This is a genomic window from Sulfuricurvum kujiense DSM 16994 (assembly GCF_000183725.1).
GTDB lineage: Bacteria > Campylobacterota > Campylobacteria > Campylobacterales > Sulfurimonadaceae > Sulfuricurvum > Sulfuricurvum kujiense.
Map to the genome: position 1 here is coordinate 18880 of NC_014762.1, position 17171 is coordinate 36050.

Here is a 17171-nt window from a genome sequence, read left to right on the forward strand (position 1 = left end):
TTATTTTTTAGCCGGTTTGTTATGAGGGAGAAAGTCACGGAAGTCTTTGATGTAAATCGCATTGATCCCCTGTCCCAGTTCATGAATATCGGCATCCAGCCGCAGCCACCGGTTAAGCGAATATTGGATTAAAACGCTGGAGACGGTATCATTTTTGTAAAGGACTCTCAAGTCTTTATTGAGACGCGCGCCCACTTCAAATCCCATCCCCCCCTCGGCGGTGGTAAGAATGTTCATCGTATCGATCTGAAGTTTCGTCGCTCCGTTGATCAACCCTTTAAGTCCGGCTCCCAGCATAAAATTGGTCGCATCGGCCCGAACGGTTGATGTGGAGCTGTCTCCGCCTGAAACCGTATTGGCCGGTCCGCCGAAGAGAAGATAGCTCATAATGTCGTTTTGACTCATCACCGGATCGGAGCTGAAGAGGAAAATCGGCGAATCGAGGGTATGGGTGACGTAGATAAGTATTTTGTTGTAATCGACCTCATGCCCGATCGTAATGTTGAGATACGGGTTAAGGGGAACATCACCGCCGAAATAGATTTCGGAATGCTTGATATCAAACGATTTGCCCGCACTCACTGCCGTTCCGGAGGGAATCGTGATCATTCCTAAAATCTGTACCGGACCCGTCGGCTCTTTCCAAAGGGTTAGATCGGGATCAAGACGCAAATCGAGTTCTTTGGTTTTGAAACGGATCGGTTGTGCAGCCGTAACACGAAGATTCATGGAGAGTTTTGCACTGCTCGGAGGGCGAACGTCTTGGACAATGATGATATCATCGTCCATTACTTTGAACTCCTGAAACGGCAAATAGGTGATGGTCGCGTCCAAAATATTCACTACCCCGCTCAGAGTTTGATTTGCCTGTGCATCACGCACAAAGGTCATATCGGCAGAGGCATGAGCCAACCTCTCGGGTCCTTGATAGCTGAAACGATCCGAGTGCAGCCGCAGGGCAGCGCTCAGATCCGAATTCACCGTTCCGCTTAGAAACAGCGTATCAAATATCCAGAACTCATCGATAGTGACTCCCCCCGCGGAGTTGATATGCAGATGCGACGTTTTATCGGTAGTAATCGGATGGTTGGCAATTTCCAGTCGGTAATTTTCGACCGTTATATTCCCGTCACGATACGCCAATCTAACCCTGCCGTCCGTCCCTCCGTAGGCGCGCTGCGAGTCAAGTACGGCGGCATACCACGGTATCTCGATATCGCTTTGGATACTGAGGGTATCGGAAAGCGTAATACGGGTTTTGGTTCGCATTTCCGCATCGTAATATTCCCCCTTGTGCAATTCGATGGGACGAAGCTCCGAGGCGGTGGCAAACACGGAGGGGGTGAAAGTATCGATATCGATACGGGTTTGGGTCGGTGCCAATAAGCCGCTTACATTAAAAAAAGTCCCCAGATAGTTGCCGGAACCTTTGAGTTTCTCCCTCTGCATGACAGCTGAAAAGCTCAGAGCATCTCCTGAAAGATTCAACCGTGTGGCATTGGCCTCATTGTTCAACGAAATGCTCAAATGTTCCGGAGGCTTATGCGCCCAGTTTTTCCACAGCGGCGCATCTCCGGGGAGGGTGAGATTTCCGTCCAATACGCGATAGCCGTTTCGGGAAGAAAAAATTCCTCTAAAGAGGGCATCCTCATGCGACGCATCGACCGTCCCTTTTAACGAATCACTACTGAGCAGATACGATCCCTCACCGTTAAGCTCAAATGAGCCTGAGCGGAGTGCGCCCGGCAATGAGGGGATAAATCGGAGGTTTTTATGGGTACTTCTGAGCTTCCAGCTGAAACGTTCATAATCTTTTGAAGCGAGAGCAAGGGTACTTCCATCGAGGGTAAGCGTGCCCGAAAGACCGTTGGTATCGTCACTGAACGCTCCGTGCAGTGTATTGGAGGGGAGGGGATGATTTGAGGTGATAATGCCGTCAAACTCGGTTGTCGTTTTCCCTTCCAACGCATACCGAAGATGGTGTTTTGTCTTCATAGAGTCACTGCCGCGTATCAGGGTATACAGGGCATCAATATCCAAATAGTCGTTTTCATAGATATATCGGAAATCGAGGGAAATTGCTTTGGCTTGCACGGCAGGGTCTTGTTTGGATTGCAACGCAGCGATTGTCGTGCGTAAAATCGCTTTTTCATTTGAGAGTTCTTTTATCTCGATACGCAAACTTCTCGGCAATGTTGTAAAACGTCCGCTGTAAGGAGCTAGCTCAGCTGAATTCGGATAGATATCTGCCATACCCCTGATCGAATTTTGATGTACGGTTCCGCTGATCGCTCCGCTGGCATAACGGGATTTAAAAGTTGCGTTCAACGAAGAAAAATTAATCACATCCCCGTCATACGTTCCGTTTTTCCCATGCAGATCGAGTTCTACGGAATAGGAGCTGATCAATTGCAGATTGGTAACCGTAACGTCGCGCAGTTTAAATGTCGGAAACGGCCAGATTGAAGTGCCGTCGCTTTTAAAATCATCAAGCTGTAGCCGTAATCCGTCGATTTGAACCGAATCGATCGTATGCTCCCCTTCCAATATTTTGACAAGGTTGTATTTTAGAACAAACGTTTTAGCTCTCGCGTTATCGGTGCGGAGGTTATGAAGGGTAAATCCATCCAGAAGCGACCCCTCCGCATGGGTATAACGGATACCGAGCGGCTTTAAAAAATAGGTATTGACGATTTCGAGTCCGTCAGGACGAAAAGCGATGTAGAGAAGTGCCGAAGCAGCTAATAGTGAACTGTAGAGGAGAAAATGGGCCGTTACGAACAGGTGTTTGAACCACTTGCGCCACGGAAGAGACCAAAACCGCTTCAAAACAACTCTCCGATTCGAAAATGGATGGCGTATTGGGATGTATCTTCCGGGTCAAATCCGAAATCGATCGCAACCGGACCGATCGGAGTGACATAACGAAATCCTGCCCCTACCCCAAGATAACCGTCTTTGGCATAATCGGGAACAGTATTTTGGGAGGCGAACGTCACGTCGGTAAACAGCACTCCGCGAAACTCCTGATAGATGGGGAAGCGGTATTCAAACGCTCCTTCGGTCAAAGAAGAAAACCCGATCGGATCGCCGTCGAAGTTTTTAGGACCCAAGTCACGATAGGTGTAGGCACGGTTGGAGTTCATCCCCCCGGCATAAAATCGGTACGATGAGGGAACCGCCCCGTCGTATACGTGTAACGTCCCCCATTTGAGTTTGGCACCGAAAACATGCTCGTCGATACTCGTGATGTAGGCGGCGGAGAGGAGGGTTTTGAAATAACTGGCGTCCGATAACTGCGGCGTGTAGAGCGAACCCATAAAGTTGGCATTGAGCCAATACCCTTTGGTCGGTTCAAGCGGCTTATCCCGCGTATCGTAGTTAAGCTCCCCGATCGGCGAAATGAGGGAGAGTTTATTGTCGGGAAACGTTGCTATGTCTTTACTGTCATATGTTTTTACCTGATCGAATAAAAATCCCATCATCGCCGATGCGGGGGTGTCTTGGTACTTCGCCGTCAGTTTTTGGTAGGTACTCTCCGTCTTATACCCGTCAAATATCTCATTTTTATATCCGACATCTACCCCCAAAAGCCCCCGGTTTTGAAGCGGAAGTCCGAACGATCCGGCAGCTTCCTGCTTGATCTGCGAATAGCGAAAATCCAATCCGAGAGTTTTAAGATCACCGAAAAAATTGCGGTGTTTGAGTCCTGTTTGTGCCGCAAATCCCTGGTCGCTGCTGTATCCGAAACCGGCGGTAAAACGGATCGGACGTTCCGCTTCTTCAATATTGAGAGAGATCGGAACAACACTACCGTTACGCTCATTGTCGTTGATGATAACGCGGCTGATCCCCTCTTGGGCATACAATGCTTCATAGCTGAGTTTGATCGCTTCGACACTGTACGGGTCTCCCTCGTTAAACCGTAACATCGAAGCGGTGAGATTTCCGTCGATATTGGAAGTCGATTCGACACTGACTTTCCCGAACGTACACGCCTCCCCCGGCGTAGCTTCGAACAGTAGATAGGCACGGTTTGTTTCGATGTCGACCCAGGCTTTGGTATTGAACTGCGCATTGCAATAGCCCGCTTCACCGTAGCGTTTTTTTATCAACGATTTTGACTCGGAAAATTCCTCCTGATCAAACAGCTCATCGGTATGAAGCGAAACAGCCGATTTTATATCCAACGGACTGTTGATCTGGACAGTGCCGACGAGGATTGGATCATTCTCCTGAATTTTGAAGAGAACGCCGTTCTCATTCGTCTCCGACGTCACGCGGGCGTGATAAAATCCTTTTGATTTATAAAAACTGCTCAACGCCGAAACGCTTTGAGAGATTGCGATCGGCTCGATGGAGGGCTGATCTTCCCACACCTCGATGCCGTAGGGTTTACGCAATCCTAAAACGCCGAAAAGTTTATCGGAAGAAATTTTCTCATTGCCGCTGAACGTGATTGGAAGGGGGGTACTCATCAATGCAGTACAGAACAACGCTATAACGATACCGTACCGCATCCACCCCCCTTAATATAGTTGACTCTATTTTACCGTAACAATTGTATACTCTAGGTAAGCGAGTCTCTTAATAGGAGCGTTTAAAAGAGAGAGGATTTCGGCTATTGTCCCCCCGTGGGCGCAGACCAAAATATTTTTCTCAAAGGGAAGTTCGTCCAAAAATGAGGTTAGTCGTCCCCGAAATTCGGTACTCGACTCGTCACATACAAAATCGTGCCATTGCTCTTGCGATTCTAAAAAACGGGGATTATATACTTCCATCCCCTCAATCTCTGTAAAATTTTTTCCCTCGAATTGTTCTTTAAAACGTACTTCCCGCAAGCGTTCATCGGTTTGAAAATCTCCATATCCCAGCTGTTTGAGCGTTTGGGTACAGCGGCTCAGATCGGAGGAGTAGACCGCATCGTACATCTGCGGTAGGATAATCGGGGCAAACAGCTCAGTATCGATGGGAAGATCGGTGTGTCCGATATACCGCCCGTGAAATTCTGTCGATAGAGCCGCATGGCGTAACAGTGTTAGCGACATGTTAGCAGTGCCGTAATGATCAATACCAGTTCCGAGCCCTCCAGCGACATCCCCAGCACATCGCCGTTGATAAAGCCGAGCGATCTTTTGGTTAGAAATGAGAGAAGTAACGCAGTGAGTACCCCTGCGACGAAGAGGGGTAAAAAATTCACCGAGAGGAGATAAAAGCCTAGAGCGCCGCACAAAAGTATCAGCAGTATCAGAGGGACAACGCGGAGATTTTCATGCAGCCGCGTCACAAACGACGAGCGAAATTCGTACGTGCGGATCAATACCAGAAGCGAAAGACGGCTGATAAGGGCTATCGCGATAAAGGGGAGAAACAGATGATGCATCAGGAGTGTCGAGAGGGCGGCGATTTTGAGGAGGGTAAAACTCACGCCATATAAGACCCCCATTGCCCCGACGGTGGGATCTTTGATGATTTCATAGGGATCTTTTCCGCTGTGGGCGGCGTGCACCGCATCGGCGACGTCGATCACCGCTTCGGTGTGGATAAACCCGTAGAGCACCATGTAAATCACGGCGGCGATAATCGCCCCAAGCCACCCAAGCGACTCTAATACACTAAATACCCCTATTGAAAGAGATGCCAAAAGAACTCCGACAAACGGGAGGCTCAGGAGCATCGATTTGAGGACGCGCGGATGGGAGAGGTCATCGTCCGCGTTGAAGCGGATGGGGAGCAGGGTAAAGTAGCTCAGGGCAAATTTTACCCCCAAGATGATTTTATTCACTCGGCACCTCTTTCATGATTTTGAGCCAGTCGCGATCGAACACTTTTTTGATATAGCTCTCGCGGTGGGGGACGATACACCCGGCGCAGTTTTGGTGGATAGCCGACTCGCTCACATAGCGGTCGCCGTCGGGGCTTTCGATAGAGCAGGTGCTGAAGAGGATTTTTCTCTCTTCGACCGCGAACCCCGCATCGCTAAACCGAAAATTGGGACAGGCGCAGAGGTAGCAGTTGAGCTCCTCTGTGTCGTGGCACTTTTTATTCTCCGCATAAAGGGGGCAGAAATCCGGCTCGTTTTTGACCATGTTCTCGAACCGGAAATACTCGATCACCTCGTCGTCACTGAGGCGGGTGAGCTTCTCCATGATTGCGGCGTGTTTGGCCGCATGGGCGTCGAACCATTGTTTATAGGACATGTTCCAAAATCCTCTCCATATCGATTTCGTCTCTCATCGTCGCGATGAAATCACCCACCGTTTTTTGCTTGTACTCCTCAAACGCTTCGTCCTCGAACAGTCCGTGAACAAACGTCCCTTTGATGTGACCCTTCTCATACCACAGCGGATATTTGCCACTCACCCCGTGATGAATCTCGAATCCCCGAACCGTTTTCCCGAAGATCGAATATTCCCCCTTTGTGAGCACTTTCTCTTTTTGAAACACGATGGCGTCGTCGATAAACCCGAGAGCTTCTTCGCGACTCGGTTCTGGGGTCTCGACACACTCCTCGTCGATGATTTCAGTGAACATCATCTGATATCCGCCGCAGATGCCGAGTATCTCTTTCTCTCTTTTTTGGATCGCATCGAACAGCCCCGTCTTTTTGAGCCACCGCAGATCCTCGATGACCCGTTTGCTCCCGGGGAGGATAACGCAATCGAAACTCTCCAGCGCCACGTTGGAGGTGATGAACTCGACGAAGATACTCTCATCGGCGATGAGGGGTTCGAAATCGTTGTAGTTGCTCATCGTCGGATAGGCGATGATCCCGATCTTTTGTGCGGGGTGGGGTTTGTTTTGGATGAAGTTTTTGAGGCTCTGGGAGTCTTCGAATCCGAGGTTGAGGGGGAGATAGGGGAGGACGCCGAGTACGGGTATGCCGAACCGCTCCTCGATAATCGTCACCCCCTCATCAAACAGGCTCCGATCGCCGCGGAATTTGTTGATGATGACGCCGATGACGTTCTTTCGTAAAGCTTCGGGGAGGAGGTTGTAGACCCCCCAGATCGAGGCGAATACGCCCCCCCTTTCGATATCGGCGACGAGGATAATCTTCGTATTGTACTTTTGCGCGATATAGATATTGGAGAGGTCTTTGTCCATCAGGTTCAGCTCGACGGGGCTCCCCGCCCCCTCGCAAACGAGGCACTCATACCGCTCACTCAGATACTCAAAACACTCGTTTACGGCGGGCTTTAACTGATCGAGGTCGCGGTAGTACTCCCGCACCTCTTTATCCTCCACGACGCGCCCTTTCACGATCAATGAGGCGCTGTTGCCGTGCCCCGATTTCAACAGTACCGGATTGAGATGGTAGCTCGTCGGAATCCCCAACACCTCCGCCTGAAAATACTGGGCGACGGCGATTTCAGACCCGTCGTCGCAGACGCGGGAGTTGTTGGAGACGTTTTGGGCTTTGAACACCCCGACGTTGATCCCCCGCTCCTGCAAAAGTCTGCCGATCACAAAGGTGAGGGTTGATTTTCCCGCATCGGAGGAGGTGCCGAAAATAGAGATCGATCTCATGCGTAAACCCCCGCCGCCAAAAGTAGTATCACAAGGGTATCGAGTTTCCACTGAAGAGCCAATGCGCTTCGGACATCGCCGTCGGTGATCTCCCGCTTCCCCTCGCCGAAATAGGGCTTGTTTTTGATCGTGCCGAAATACGACGTCGGCCCCCCGAGCGACACATAGAGCGAGAGTGCCATCGCCGCGATCGGATATCCCGCATTGGGGCTTTCATGCTGTGCGCCGTAATGCCATGTCTTTTTGAGGGCGCTGAGCTTGCCGAAAAAGGTGAGGATGATCACCGCCGTAATACGGGAGGGGAGGTAATTGAGGAGATCGTCCAAACGGGCGCTCACCTTGCCGAATTTCTCGTAGCGCTCGTTGCGGTATCCCACCATCGAATCGAGGGTATTGACCGCTTTATAGAGAAACAGTCCCACCAAACCAAACACTAACAGATAAAATAGCGGGGCGATCACCCCATCGCTCAGATTTTCGGCGTAGGTCTCGATCGCGGCCTTGTTGATCTCGCTCTCGCTCAGGTTTTGGGTGTCGCGGCTCACAAGGTAGCGGATGCTAGAAGGGTCACTCAGGACGTTGTTCACACTCTCGTAGAGCATCTTCCCCGCGATCCCCGTCGAGGCGATGATCCCCAATATCCACGGGTTGCCGATCAAGGTGATCGGAGTGACGATGGCTAACACTGCGGCTAACAGCCAAAACACGAGCCAAAATCCGCGCAGGATACTGTCACGATAGAACCTCTTTTGAAACGCAGTGATGAAATCGCCCATGAGGACAATGGGGTGGCGGATAAAGGGGAACTCACCAAAGAGGCGGTCGGTGATGTAAGCTATTAGAGCTACTCCAAAGAACATAGAGCCCCCTCAAACCGCTTCAACGCCTCCAACTCTTTGACCGCGATCCGCACCGTTCGCTCATCCAAAAAGTCAAAGTTAGAACAATCACGCACCATAATGCGGTACGGAAGAAGTTTTTCCTGAAACGCCTTCGCTGAGATTGAAGCAAGTCGGACGAGGAAAAAGTTCGCATCGCTCTCAAACACCTCCTCAAACAGAGGAGAGTTGTCGAGGATCGTTTTCAGATACGTTTTTGCTTCGGCATTGAGGGCATGGGATCGCACTCGAAACGGTTCATCCGCCAAAGCGGTGATGAGAAAATGGCCATCAAGCGCCGAGATTTTCCACAGCGGCTCTTTGGTTTTAAGGGCGGCGATATTCTCACACGACGAGAGGACAATTCCGACCCTTACACCCGCGCATCCGTAAAACTTCGTCTGCGATTTTAAAACGTAGAGTTTGTCATACGTTTGAAGGTAGCGGGTTGCCGATTCGCCCCCGCAAAACTCCAGAAACGATTCGTCGATGAGGATCGTGCAGTCTCTGGCCATCCACCGCTTCATCAGCGTTTCGATCCCATAATACTGTCCGTCAGGGGTGGAGGGGTTGACGAAGACGACGAGGGAGTTCTCCTCGACTTCCGCATCCATCGATTCAAATCGGTCGATGAGGGCAATCTTTTTCCCATAGAGAGTGGCGGCCTTTTTGTACTCCAGATAAGCGGGAGAGTAGATCGTGCAGGTCGGATGATCGAAAAAGCGCATTAGAGAGAAAATCGCCGAGCTTCCTCCGTTAAAGAGTTCCATCTCATCACACTTCACACGATAATGGCGGGCTAACGCCTCCGTTAGCTCCCCATAGCTCGGGTAGGCGTTGAGGAGGACACCGCTAAAATCGACGGAGGGGGTGATGAAGTTGATATTGGAAGAGAGATCACACACCTCGCTCACCTCACAGCCACAGTGTGCCGCAAAGCTATTCACATCCCCGCCGTGTCCGTAGGTCGTCATTTGAGCCGTCTCTCCAGCCCCAGTTTCACCTCAACCACTTCGTCGCACAACCGCGCCAGTCTCTGACCGATAATACCGCTGAGATCGACGTAGCGGCGGCTGATCGGATCGCTTGGAATCACCCCCGAGGTGACGTCATTGAGGACAAACACAATGTTAGCATCTATCGCTCCCAGCGCTTCGATCTCCGCGACCAGTACCTCTTCATTCTCGTCGAGTCGGTTGAGAATCCACATCGAGATGCAGTCGACGAGATAGGTGTGATGCGGTTCGATCACCCGTGAGAGGTCACGGCTCTCTTCGAGGGTGATAAACTCTTCTCCGCGAGAAATGCGGTGTTTGTCGATCCGCGCCCCCATCTCTTCATCGCCGAAGGTGTGATCGTAGGTGGCGAGATAGTAGGGTTTGTCGGTCGCGATGGCGAGTGTCTTCGCCTCCGCCAGAGAGCTTTTCCCCGATTTTTGTCCGCCGAAGTAGAGTATTTTCATCCTAAAAAGCTCTCCACTTTGCGGGTGATCGCCTCTTTACTCAGACCGTTGAGCAAGCCGTACATTAGCGCGCCTCCGGCACCGACCCCCTCTTTCGCCTCCCCCTCGTCATAGAGTTTGAGGGCGGGATGATCGGTGAGGGAGAAATCGAAATCGGCGTAATAGGCGTTGAGGGCGAAATCGTTCATCTCCAAGAGGGCTTTGATATCGCTCTGCGTATCTTCGGCGACCCATTTGGTCGTGCAAAGGGCGATGCGAGAGGTGTCCAGTTCCCCCTCCATCATCTGCAAAATGCGGTTGACGACGAGAAGAGCACACGCCATCTGCGTCCCCCCTGCGAGGACGATTCTGATATCGCGGTTTTGGAGACCGAGGATCAATCCGGCGTTGAATATCAGCATGTTGTCCCCCACTTTAGAGAGGATACTAAAGAGATCGTCATTCTCGCCGATGCGGGAGAGGGCTTGATCGACGACGCTTTGTTTGATGCCGCTTGGGGCGTTTTTGAAACTGCTGCTGAATTTATCCTGCGCATCGTACCCCAAAGCCAGCGCCGTGGCGAGCGCTGTCGTCGTTCCGGCGGGAACCGATTCGCCTAAAATGATGTAATCGCTTTGGATGGTGAGATTCTGGGCGAACTGAATCCCTTTTTCAAACACCTCTTCGGCGGGGATGTTCGCCCCATCAGAAATCGAATCGCTGGGGGCAATGCCGAATGAGTGAAGCTTGAAATGCTCCAGTTTCGGGGAAATCTCCAGCCCCAGTTCCAGCATCTCTATTTCACGGAACGGATGGAGGAGATGGACGGCGCGGGTGAGGAGGGCGGGGGTGGGGACCCCTTTGGGGGTTTCGGCGATGGAGCCGAGACTGCGCACCTCTCCGATCGCGATAAACTCCGCATCGAGCGTCGGGGTGAGGTGGAGCATTCCGGGGATTCCCGCCTGGGTAATCCCCTCGATGTTTGCCGTCTTGGTGTTGCTCATGCACAGAAGAAAACTGGCCCGTTTCCCCCGCAGACTCTCGATGAAATCTTTGTTTCCGGTAATCGTTTTGATCATACTAATTTCTCCAATAGTTCTTGATAATTGCCGCCGTTTAGGTAGCGGTTGACGCAATAAAACAGCGTCGCATACTCGCGGTAGGGACGAAACTCGTCCAGTGTGAGCGTAGCGCCGTAGCTCTTCAGCAGAGCCTCGGTTTTTTCATCGCTGTCGCACCACGAGAGATCGGTGACGGCGAGATCGAAGAGAAAATCGCCGTTGCATGCCTGGGTAAAATCGATGACGCAGGAGAGTCTCCCCTCCAAAAATAGGGCATTGTCCAAAAAGAGATCGCCGTGAATGATCCCCTCATCGCGCAGCGTGAGATCATTTTTTTTCAACAGCGTATCGAAAATATCCGTATGCGTCTCCCGGATCATCCGCGCTAAGCGTGATTTTTCGAACAACCGCTCATTCGTGCTTCGACGTCCCGCCGTGAGATGATGAAAATCCCGCAAAAACGCTCCGATCTGCCGTATCTCATCGATTCCGGCATCCTTCAGACTCTCCCCGCGACAGCGGCGGTAGATGAGGGCGGGTTTGTTCTGCACCCGAAACACTCCCCCCTCCGCTCTGGAGACATGGAGCGATCCGCAGTGGATGAGAAGTTTCAGCTCCTCGGCTACCGCCTCTTCGCTCGCCGTTTCGAAGATTTTTACGACCCGATCATCGTCCAGAAAATAGACACTGTCCATTACCCCGTCCGTGCTGGAAGCGAGGGTTTGTACCCCCAGCGACGCGGGTAGATCGGATAGGGTAATAACCCTCTTCACACCCATTCCACAACCTCGTCTATCGTCTTTTTATTCTCCCACCCCAGCTTTAGCAGTTCGGGTTCGTCCAGAAACTCGTTCACATGTCCGAGGGTGAGATAGCCGATCAGTTTGTACTCATTGCCGATTCCCAAAATCTTTTTCACCTTTTTGGCTCGGAGAATACTCACCCACCCCACACCGATGTTATAAGCCCGCGCCATCAGCCAGAGGTTCTGGATCGCGCAGACGACGCTGTACTCCCCCATCTTTTTCTGGGTCGTCTGCCCTAACACCGTTTTGGTCGGTTTTTTATACAAAACGGCGATATTGATGGCCGATTCCTTGATCCCCTCCAGTTTGAGGGTATCATAGAGGAGATTCCCCTCGAACAGCTTGGACGCTTTGGTGTTTTCTCGAACAAACTCCTCATAGATTTCTTCGCGCTTGGCATGATCCTGAACGATAACGAACTTCCACGGCTGTGAAAAACCGACCGAGGGGGCGGAGATTGCCGCTTCCAGAATCTTCCTCAGTACCTCATCGTCGATGGGGGCATCAACAAAACGGTTCCCCCGTACGTCGCGGCGTGAAGAGAAGATCGTTTGGAGCAACTCGGCATCGCGGAGGGTATATTTCATCGCGAACCTTTATGCCGATGGAGTATCAGATAGATAAAGAACGGCCCGCCTAAAAATGACGTAACAACTCCGATGGGAATGTCCGAAGCAGCCCCGAGATTGCGGGCGATCAGATCACACGCTACTAAAAAAATCCCGCCGTAAAAAAATGTCGGGAAAATCAGTGTGTCGCTGCTGCTCCGATAAAGAAGTTTGATGATATGGGGAACGATCAATCCTACAAACCCGATAGGCCCAACGACGCTGACACATACCGCCACGGCCATAGAGGTGATAAGAAGAAGAGTCATAACCAACCGTGTTACGTGGAGCCCTTTTAAAAATGCAAAGTCAAGCGACGTCAACAGAAGCCTCAGCGGTTGACGCTGCCAATGGATCGCAAAGAGAAACAAAAGCGATGCGATCACAATCGGGTAGGCGGTATCGAATCCGACGATGTTCAAACTCCCCATCGTAAAACGGACGATCGAATAGCTCTGTTCAAAATCGCTCAAATAATAAAGAACCATCAAAGCGGCGGAGTAGAAAAAAGACAACGCGATCCCCACCAGCAGAAGCGAAAGCGTCTGTGCCGATTTGAGTGAACGCGAGAGTAAAAAGAGGACGATGACGGTCAATAACGCTCCGATAAAGCTCAATGCATACTGCCAAAAAAGAAGACCGCCTAAAAAAACAATCGCCAATGCCGTCCCCAACGTCGCACCGCTGGCAACGCCGAGAGTAAAAGGGGTTGTGAGGGGATTGCGAAAAATACTCTGAAACACAAGCCCCGCCAGAGAGAGGATCGCACCGCTGCAAAATGCGACAATCACGCGGGGAAAGCGAATCTCCCAAAAAAGCATCGACGACGAAGATTCGGGATTGAAAATCTCTTGGACATCCACTGCGATTTCTCCAAAAAATGGGGCAATGACAAGAACGGCCAATGCTAAAACAAAACTAACGTACTTCATCATAATTCACCACAAAGTTTCCGCCGATATTTTGAACTGCGCTTCCGAAACAGCCCTCAAGCTGGGTCGGATCGAAAAAATCACTGCACGATCCGAAAAACCGGACTTCCCCCTCTTCCAGATACAAAATGTCATATCCAAGCTTGTAAGCCAAATTCAGATCATGGGTAATGATGATCTTGTTTTGAAAATAGGAGCCGCTTTTGAGGAGGCGGTAAATTTTGACCTTTTTTGCCTGATCGAGATTGGCGGTCGGCTCATCGAGAATTGTGTACGCAGCACGGTGCAAAATTGCGCCGGCTATCAAGAGAAGCGAGGACTCGCCGCTGCTGAGCCTCTGGCAGGGGGAGTCTCTGAGGTGTTCTATCTCCATCACTCCAAGAATCTCTTCCCTCATTTGAGGGTTGGAAGATTCGAAAAAATTGAGGTCCAGATAATCGGTTACGCTCAAATATTCATCATAAATTTCAAGCGATGTCGGAACGTAGTTAATCGTCTGTGAACGCAGGTGATGTGCAATATCACCTATCTTTTTCCCCTCCCAAAAAACACTTTCGGAAGGGATTAGATGACAGAGTGCTCTGGCCAGCGTCGTTTTCCCGCTTCCGTTATTTCCTAAAATTGTCAAATTTTTCCCCTCTTCGAGGGCGAAACTGACATTTTTCAAAATTTGGCAGGTGAGATCAGCGACGTGCAGCATCAATCAAATACCCCCTCATATCATCTAAAAAAAGGCCGAGACGCTGGCTCGGGTTACTCGAATAGGGCTGATCTTCGACATAAATTTTTTCCCGTTTGGCCGCATTAATCGGAAGAGAACGCCACGGTGCTATCAAAGCCTCTTTCGTTAACCCTCTCTCTTTGGTATTCGGGGCTAGCAGTATGATGACATCAGGGTTGAGCGCGATAATGTTTTCGAGATTAAGAACCGGCTGCCCCTTTCGACGGCTTTGAAGCGCATTAGTATTACCGCTGGAACGGATGAGATCGTCAAAATAGAGGTTCTGCCCCGAGACATAGATGCTTTTGGAGAGATCGGTATTGTGTCCGAACACCATCAAAATCTTTTGATTGCGTATAATCCCCCGCAGGGCACGGAGTTTTTGATCGAGTTCGCTCACGATGGCTTCAGCCCTCTTTTCTTTGTGAACGACGGCGCCGATGGTAAAGATCGATCGGCGAATCGAGGGGTAGGTATCGATTTTAATGATGAGTGTTTTGATCCCCATCTTTTGAATTTTTGCCGCCAGAGGAGCATTGTTTTCCTGCAGGATCACCATCGTGGGGTTGAGGGAGAGAATCTTTTCCAGAGATGGTGAGAAATATCCCCCCACCTTGGGTTTATTTTTGGCCTCAACGGGATAATTGCAATACTCCGTATTGGCAATGATCTGATCTCCCGCACCCAGGGCATACAGAGTTTCGTTGATGGCGGGGCTGAGTGCGATGATCCGCTCAGTACCGTAAAGGTTCATACCCACGATCAATAGAGCCCAGAGTTTCAATAGCATGCTTCTACCTTGTAAATCCATGTCATGGTTTTAGCATCGTTCAAAATGAAATTCTCCGCCGTTGTATTAACCGATTCTCCGTCAATGAGATAAAACCATCCGAATTTGCCGATCTGCGATCGAACACCGTCGATGGAACGGACGAAACGGTACTGTCCCGTTTTGCTCGTCTCTACACGACTGATCCGTTTAAGAACGTCCAATGCGCTCATTCCCCGCGAATAGGCCGTTTCGATGACTTTATCGGGTTTTGCATCGCCGTAATGGAGGGTAACCGTAAGATTCTCCCCCCAACAATGCAGTGCTAAAAAAACAGATAGTACAATGAGTTTCATCAAAAAATGACCTTCATCCCTGCATAGTATCCTCGCGGCGACGATGCGTATCCGTCTACACTTTGATAGTATTTGTCGGTAAGATTATCAATTTTACCGTAGAGTTGGATAGAATCGGTCAGATTGTAGTTAAGTACAAAATTAAAAAGGGTATAACGTCCGGTTTGTTCCCCTTGCTGATCCGCCTGATCGTAGCGTGTCCCTACATAGTGGGCGTTTATTCCCATACTCAAATCTTCGATCCCATAATAGTTGACAGAGACTTTAGCTTCGCGTTTGGGGCGGCGTTTTAAATCTTTCCCGTCTTTATCGACAAAGCGTGCAAGATGGGTATAGTCGGCATTCAGTACGAACGCATCCAAAAGAGTGTGCCGAAAAGTGACTTCGTACCCTTTAAAGGTACTGATTCCGTTTAGATTTTTGTAATAGGGGTCATTATTGAACCAGTTCAGAGGGGTCGGATCATACCACTCGATCAAATCTTTTACCCGATTTTCGAAATAGGTGAGCGTGATACTTTTATACCCGAGCGTGAGATCGTAGCTTTTCGTGTTTTCGGGGCTGAGAGTATCATTAGACGCACCCCACGGATTAAACATCTGGATGAGATTAGGCGCCGTATAGGACGTTCCGTAATTTCCGCCGACATACATATCCTCCGAAAGGGTATATTTTGCCCCCATTTTACCGGTTGTTTTAGCATGGAAGCTGCTGTAGTCGTCCCGTCGTAAACTCTCCGTTAGAATCAAATCGCCGAAGGTATTGGAGTTGGTCACGAACACCGCTTTCGATGAAACCGATTTTGCTCCCGTAGTTGAATCGGCTTGGATGAAATCGATTTGATCCCATTTTTTGGAGAGACCGGCGACGATAAAATCATTCTCGCCGTAGCGAAAGTGGTCGCGCAGCTCAGCCTCACGGGTTTGCCCGTTAAATACTTTTACGCCGTAGCCGGTATCCAGCTCATCACGTCTAAATTTTGAAAGATTCGCTTTGGTCGAAAGGGTATGATTATGATAGGCTTTGTCATAGGTTACCCCGTAAAGTCGGGTTCTCACATCACTGTGTTCTACACTGTTTGGAGAGTGATAGCTGTCATAACTGCCCAATGCGTTAATGTCGGTATAGCTGATACCGAATGTATCCTCGGACGTCGGATTGTAATGGGCATTAAGGTTGAGGGTTGTATTGGCATAGGGATCTTTTTCGTATCGGTCAATATTGTCCCCTTTGGGTGCCTGGGCGGTAAAACTGCTGCTCATTAGACGGTCAAACGAAATTTTAAAATCATATTTATCCGTTTTATGAGAAAGAAATCCCCCCCACTTTGTGGTGGCAAAACTTCCGTATTCCACATTCGCACCGGTATGGGTTCCCGCTTCCGCACTTTTGGTGATAATGTTAATCACTCCGGCGCTCGCATCCGCTCCCCATACTCCGCTTTGAGCCCCTTTTATAAGTTCGATCTGCTCGATGTCGCTTATAAGAAGGTGGGCGAAATTGGCTCCGCTTGTACTCGAGGGATCCTGATAGCGGATACCGTTAATCAAAACCAATACTTTATTGGTATCCATACCGCGCACAAAAACTTCCTGTGTTGTTCCGACTCCACCGTTCGAGGTGATGCTTATTCCGGAAAGTGAGTTTAGCGCTTCAGCTAGAGAGGTGTAATGTTGTTCTTCAATCTCTTCGGCAGTGATAATTTCAACATTGGAGGTGATCGTGTTAAGAGATTGTTCCGTTTTGGTCGCCGTTACGACAATCGGATGGAATGAGAGTTCGTCAGCCCCTAAAGAAGAGGCAGCCAGTGTTGCCGCGGCAACGAAGGAAATGGTTTGTTTGTACATAAGTGTCCTTGAGTAATAGTCGTAATGATGGATAAAAGGAGGACACTTTTAGGGGGTGAAACGGTCGAGTAGGTATGGATAGGATGGGTCGGGCAAATCCAGATGATTTGATGGATAATCTGAAGAAGCCGGACTTCAGAAGCATATGCTTGGATAGCGACAAGGGAAAAGTATGTTTTTCCGAATCCGCGCGGTGAACGCATCGCTATCCTCCCAAATCTT

General features: G+C 50.1%; 18 protein-coding genes. All 18 read right to left on the minus strand.

Translation table 11 applies throughout. The features are described 5' to 3' along the window. From SULKU_RS00090 to SULKU_RS14950, 18 genes are read right to left on the minus strand one after another with little or no spacing between them, the layout of a single operon-like run. The gene (locus SULKU_RS00090; RefSeq protein ID WP_013458883.1) at positions 1 to 2829 is read right to left on the minus strand and encodes a translocation/assembly module TamB domain-containing protein; all 2829 of its coding nucleotides are present in this window, start codon (positions 2827 to 2829) and stop codon (positions 1 to 3) included. Then, positions 2826 to 4520 carry an autotransporter assembly complex protein TamA gene (locus SULKU_RS00095; RefSeq protein ID WP_013458884.1) on the minus strand — a complete coding sequence of 565 codons (1695 nt, stop codon included), beginning with the start codon at positions 4518 to 4520 and terminating at the stop codon, positions 2826 to 2828. The genes SULKU_RS00090 and SULKU_RS00095 overlap by 4 nt, the downstream gene beginning before the upstream one ends. Before the next feature lie 24 nt (positions 4521 to 4544). Continuing rightward, positions 4545 to 5048 carry a histidine phosphatase family protein gene (locus SULKU_RS00100; protein ID WP_013458885.1) on the minus strand — a complete coding sequence of 168 codons (504 nt, stop codon included), beginning with the start codon at positions 5046 to 5048 and terminating at the stop codon, positions 4545 to 4547. Next, positions 5039 to 5785: an adenosylcobinamide-GDP ribazoletransferase gene (locus SULKU_RS00105; RefSeq protein ID WP_013458886.1), complete on the minus strand. Its 747-nt coding sequence runs from the start codon at positions 5783 to 5785 to the stop codon at positions 5039 to 5041. The genes SULKU_RS00100 and SULKU_RS00105 overlap by 10 nt, the downstream gene beginning before the upstream one ends. Next, positions 5778 to 6200 (minus strand): hypothetical protein, encoded by a 423-nt coding sequence (locus tag SULKU_RS00110; protein ID WP_013458887.1) that lies wholly within the window; start codon positions 6198 to 6200, stop codon positions 5778 to 5780. Before SULKU_RS00110 ends, SULKU_RS00105 begins: the two co-directional genes overlap by 8 nt. Further along, positions 6190 to 7530, minus strand: coding sequence for a cobyric acid synthase (locus tag SULKU_RS00115; protein WP_013458888.1), 1341 nt, complete (start codon positions 7528 to 7530; stop codon positions 6190 to 6192). Before SULKU_RS00115 ends, SULKU_RS00110 begins: the two co-directional genes overlap by 11 nt. Then, positions 7527 to 8390 carry an adenosylcobinamide-phosphate synthase CbiB gene (gene cbiB / locus SULKU_RS00120; RefSeq protein WP_013458889.1) on the minus strand — a complete coding sequence of 288 codons (864 nt, stop codon included), beginning with the start codon at positions 8388 to 8390 and terminating at the stop codon, positions 7527 to 7529. Before cbiB ends, SULKU_RS00115 begins: the two co-directional genes overlap by 4 nt. Continuing rightward, the gene (locus SULKU_RS00125) at positions 8375 to 9382 is read right to left on the minus strand and encodes an aminotransferase class I/II-fold pyridoxal phosphate-dependent enzyme (protein WP_013458890.1); all 1008 of its coding nucleotides are present in this window, start codon (positions 9380 to 9382) and stop codon (positions 8375 to 8377) included. Before SULKU_RS00125 ends, cbiB begins: the two co-directional genes overlap by 16 nt. Beyond that, the gene (locus tag SULKU_RS00130) at positions 9379 to 9870 is read right to left on the minus strand and encodes a bifunctional adenosylcobinamide kinase/adenosylcobinamide-phosphate guanylyltransferase (protein WP_013458891.1); all 492 of its coding nucleotides are present in this window, start codon (positions 9868 to 9870) and stop codon (positions 9379 to 9381) included. Before SULKU_RS00130 ends, SULKU_RS00125 begins: the two co-directional genes overlap by 4 nt. Further along, positions 9867 to 10928, minus strand: coding sequence for a nicotinate mononucleotide-dependent phosphoribosyltransferase CobT (gene cobT / locus SULKU_RS00135; RefSeq protein ID WP_013458892.1), 1062 nt, complete (start codon positions 10926 to 10928; stop codon positions 9867 to 9869). Before cobT ends, SULKU_RS00130 begins: the two co-directional genes overlap by 4 nt. After that, on the minus strand, positions 10925 to 11683 hold the full coding sequence (locus tag SULKU_RS00140) for a phosphotransferase (RefSeq protein WP_172633591.1): 759 nt from the start codon (positions 11681 to 11683) through the stop codon (positions 10925 to 10927). The genes cobT and SULKU_RS00140 overlap by 4 nt, the downstream gene beginning before the upstream one ends. After that, positions 11680 to 12303 (minus strand): 5,6-dimethylbenzimidazole synthase, encoded by a 624-nt coding sequence (gene bluB / locus SULKU_RS00145; protein WP_013458894.1) that lies wholly within the window; start codon positions 12301 to 12303, stop codon positions 11680 to 11682. The genes SULKU_RS00140 and bluB overlap by 4 nt, the downstream gene beginning before the upstream one ends. Then, the gene (locus SULKU_RS00150; RefSeq protein ID WP_013458895.1) at positions 12300 to 13259 is read right to left on the minus strand and encodes a FecCD family ABC transporter permease; all 960 of its coding nucleotides are present in this window, start codon (positions 13257 to 13259) and stop codon (positions 12300 to 12302) included. The genes bluB and SULKU_RS00150 overlap by 4 nt, the downstream gene beginning before the upstream one ends. Further along, entirely contained in the window at positions 13243 to 13956 is a 714-nt protein-coding gene (locus SULKU_RS00155; protein WP_013458896.1) for an ATP-binding cassette domain-containing protein, read from the minus strand. Before SULKU_RS00155 ends, SULKU_RS00150 begins: the two co-directional genes overlap by 17 nt. Continuing rightward, positions 13940 to 14767 (minus strand): ABC transporter substrate-binding protein, encoded by an 828-nt coding sequence (locus SULKU_RS00160; RefSeq protein WP_013458897.1) that lies wholly within the window; start codon positions 14765 to 14767, stop codon positions 13940 to 13942. The genes SULKU_RS00155 and SULKU_RS00160 overlap by 17 nt, the downstream gene beginning before the upstream one ends. Continuing rightward, complete coding sequence (locus SULKU_RS00165) at positions 14758 to 15102, minus strand: DUF4430 domain-containing protein (RefSeq protein WP_013458898.1); 345 nt, start codon at positions 15100 to 15102, stop codon at positions 14758 to 14760. The genes SULKU_RS00160 and SULKU_RS00165 overlap by 10 nt, the downstream gene beginning before the upstream one ends. Beyond that, positions 15102 to 16949 (minus strand): TonB-dependent receptor plug domain-containing protein, encoded by a 1848-nt coding sequence (locus SULKU_RS00170; protein ID WP_013458899.1) that lies wholly within the window; start codon positions 16947 to 16949, stop codon positions 15102 to 15104. The genes SULKU_RS00165 and SULKU_RS00170 overlap by 1 nt, the downstream gene beginning before the upstream one ends. Further along, a complete protein-coding gene (locus SULKU_RS14950) occupies positions 16892 to 17152 on the minus strand; it encodes a hypothetical protein (RefSeq protein WP_013458900.1) in 261 nt (86 codons plus the stop codon). The genes SULKU_RS00170 and SULKU_RS14950 overlap by 58 nt, the downstream gene beginning before the upstream one ends. Positions 17153 to 17171 lie beyond the last annotated feature (19 nt).

Coding starts and splice junctions, on each gene's coding strand:
- SULKU_RS00165 (WP_013458898.1), bottom strand. CDS start 15,102: ATGAAACTCATTGTACTATCTGTTTTTTTAGCACTGCATTGTTGGGGG.
- SULKU_RS00125 (WP_013458890.1), bottom strand. CDS start 9,382: ATGACGACCTACGGACACGGCGGGGATGTGAATAGCTTTGCGGCACAC.
- SULKU_RS00100 (WP_013458885.1), bottom strand. CDS start 5,048: ATGTCGCTAACACTGTTACGCCATGCGGCTCTATCGACAGAATTTCAC.
- SULKU_RS00115 (WP_013458888.1), bottom strand. CDS start 7,530: ATGAGATCGATCTCTATTTTCGGCACCTCCTCCGATGCGGGAAAATCA.
- SULKU_RS00150 (WP_013458895.1), bottom strand. CDS start 13,259: ATGATGAAGTACGTTAGTTTTGTTTTAGCATTGGCCGTTCTTGTCATT.
- SULKU_RS14950 (WP_013458900.1), bottom strand. CDS start 17,152: ATGCGTTCACCGCGCGGATTCGGAAAAACATACTTTTCCCTTGTCGCT.
- SULKU_RS00155 (WP_013458896.1), bottom strand. CDS start 13,956: ATGCTGCACGTCGCTGATCTCACCTGCCAAATTTTGAAAAATGTCAGT.
- cobT (WP_013458892.1), bottom strand. CDS start 10,928: ATGATCAAAACGATTACCGGAAACAAAGATTTCATCGAGAGTCTGCGG.
- SULKU_RS00130 (WP_013458891.1), bottom strand. CDS start 9,870: ATGAAAATACTCTACTTCGGCGGACAAAAATCGGGGAAAAGCTCTCTG.
- bluB (WP_013458894.1), bottom strand. CDS start 12,303: ATGAAATATACCCTCCGCGATGCCGAGTTGCTCCAAACGATCTTCTCT.
- cbiB (WP_013458889.1), bottom strand. CDS start 8,390: ATGTTCTTTGGAGTAGCTCTAATAGCTTACATCACCGACCGCCTCTTT.
- SULKU_RS00160 (WP_013458897.1), bottom strand. CDS start 14,767: ATGCTATTGAAACTCTGGGCTCTATTGATCGTGGGTATGAACCTTTAC.
- SULKU_RS00110 (WP_013458887.1), bottom strand. CDS start 6,200: ATGTCCTATAAACAATGGTTCGACGCCCATGCGGCCAAACACGCCGCA.
- SULKU_RS00170 (WP_013458899.1), bottom strand. CDS start 16,949: ATGTACAAACAAACCATTTCCTTCGTTGCCGCGGCAACACTGGCTGCC.
- SULKU_RS00095 (WP_013458884.1), bottom strand. CDS start 4,520: ATGCGGTACGGTATCGTTATAGCGTTGTTCTGTACTGCATTGATGAGT.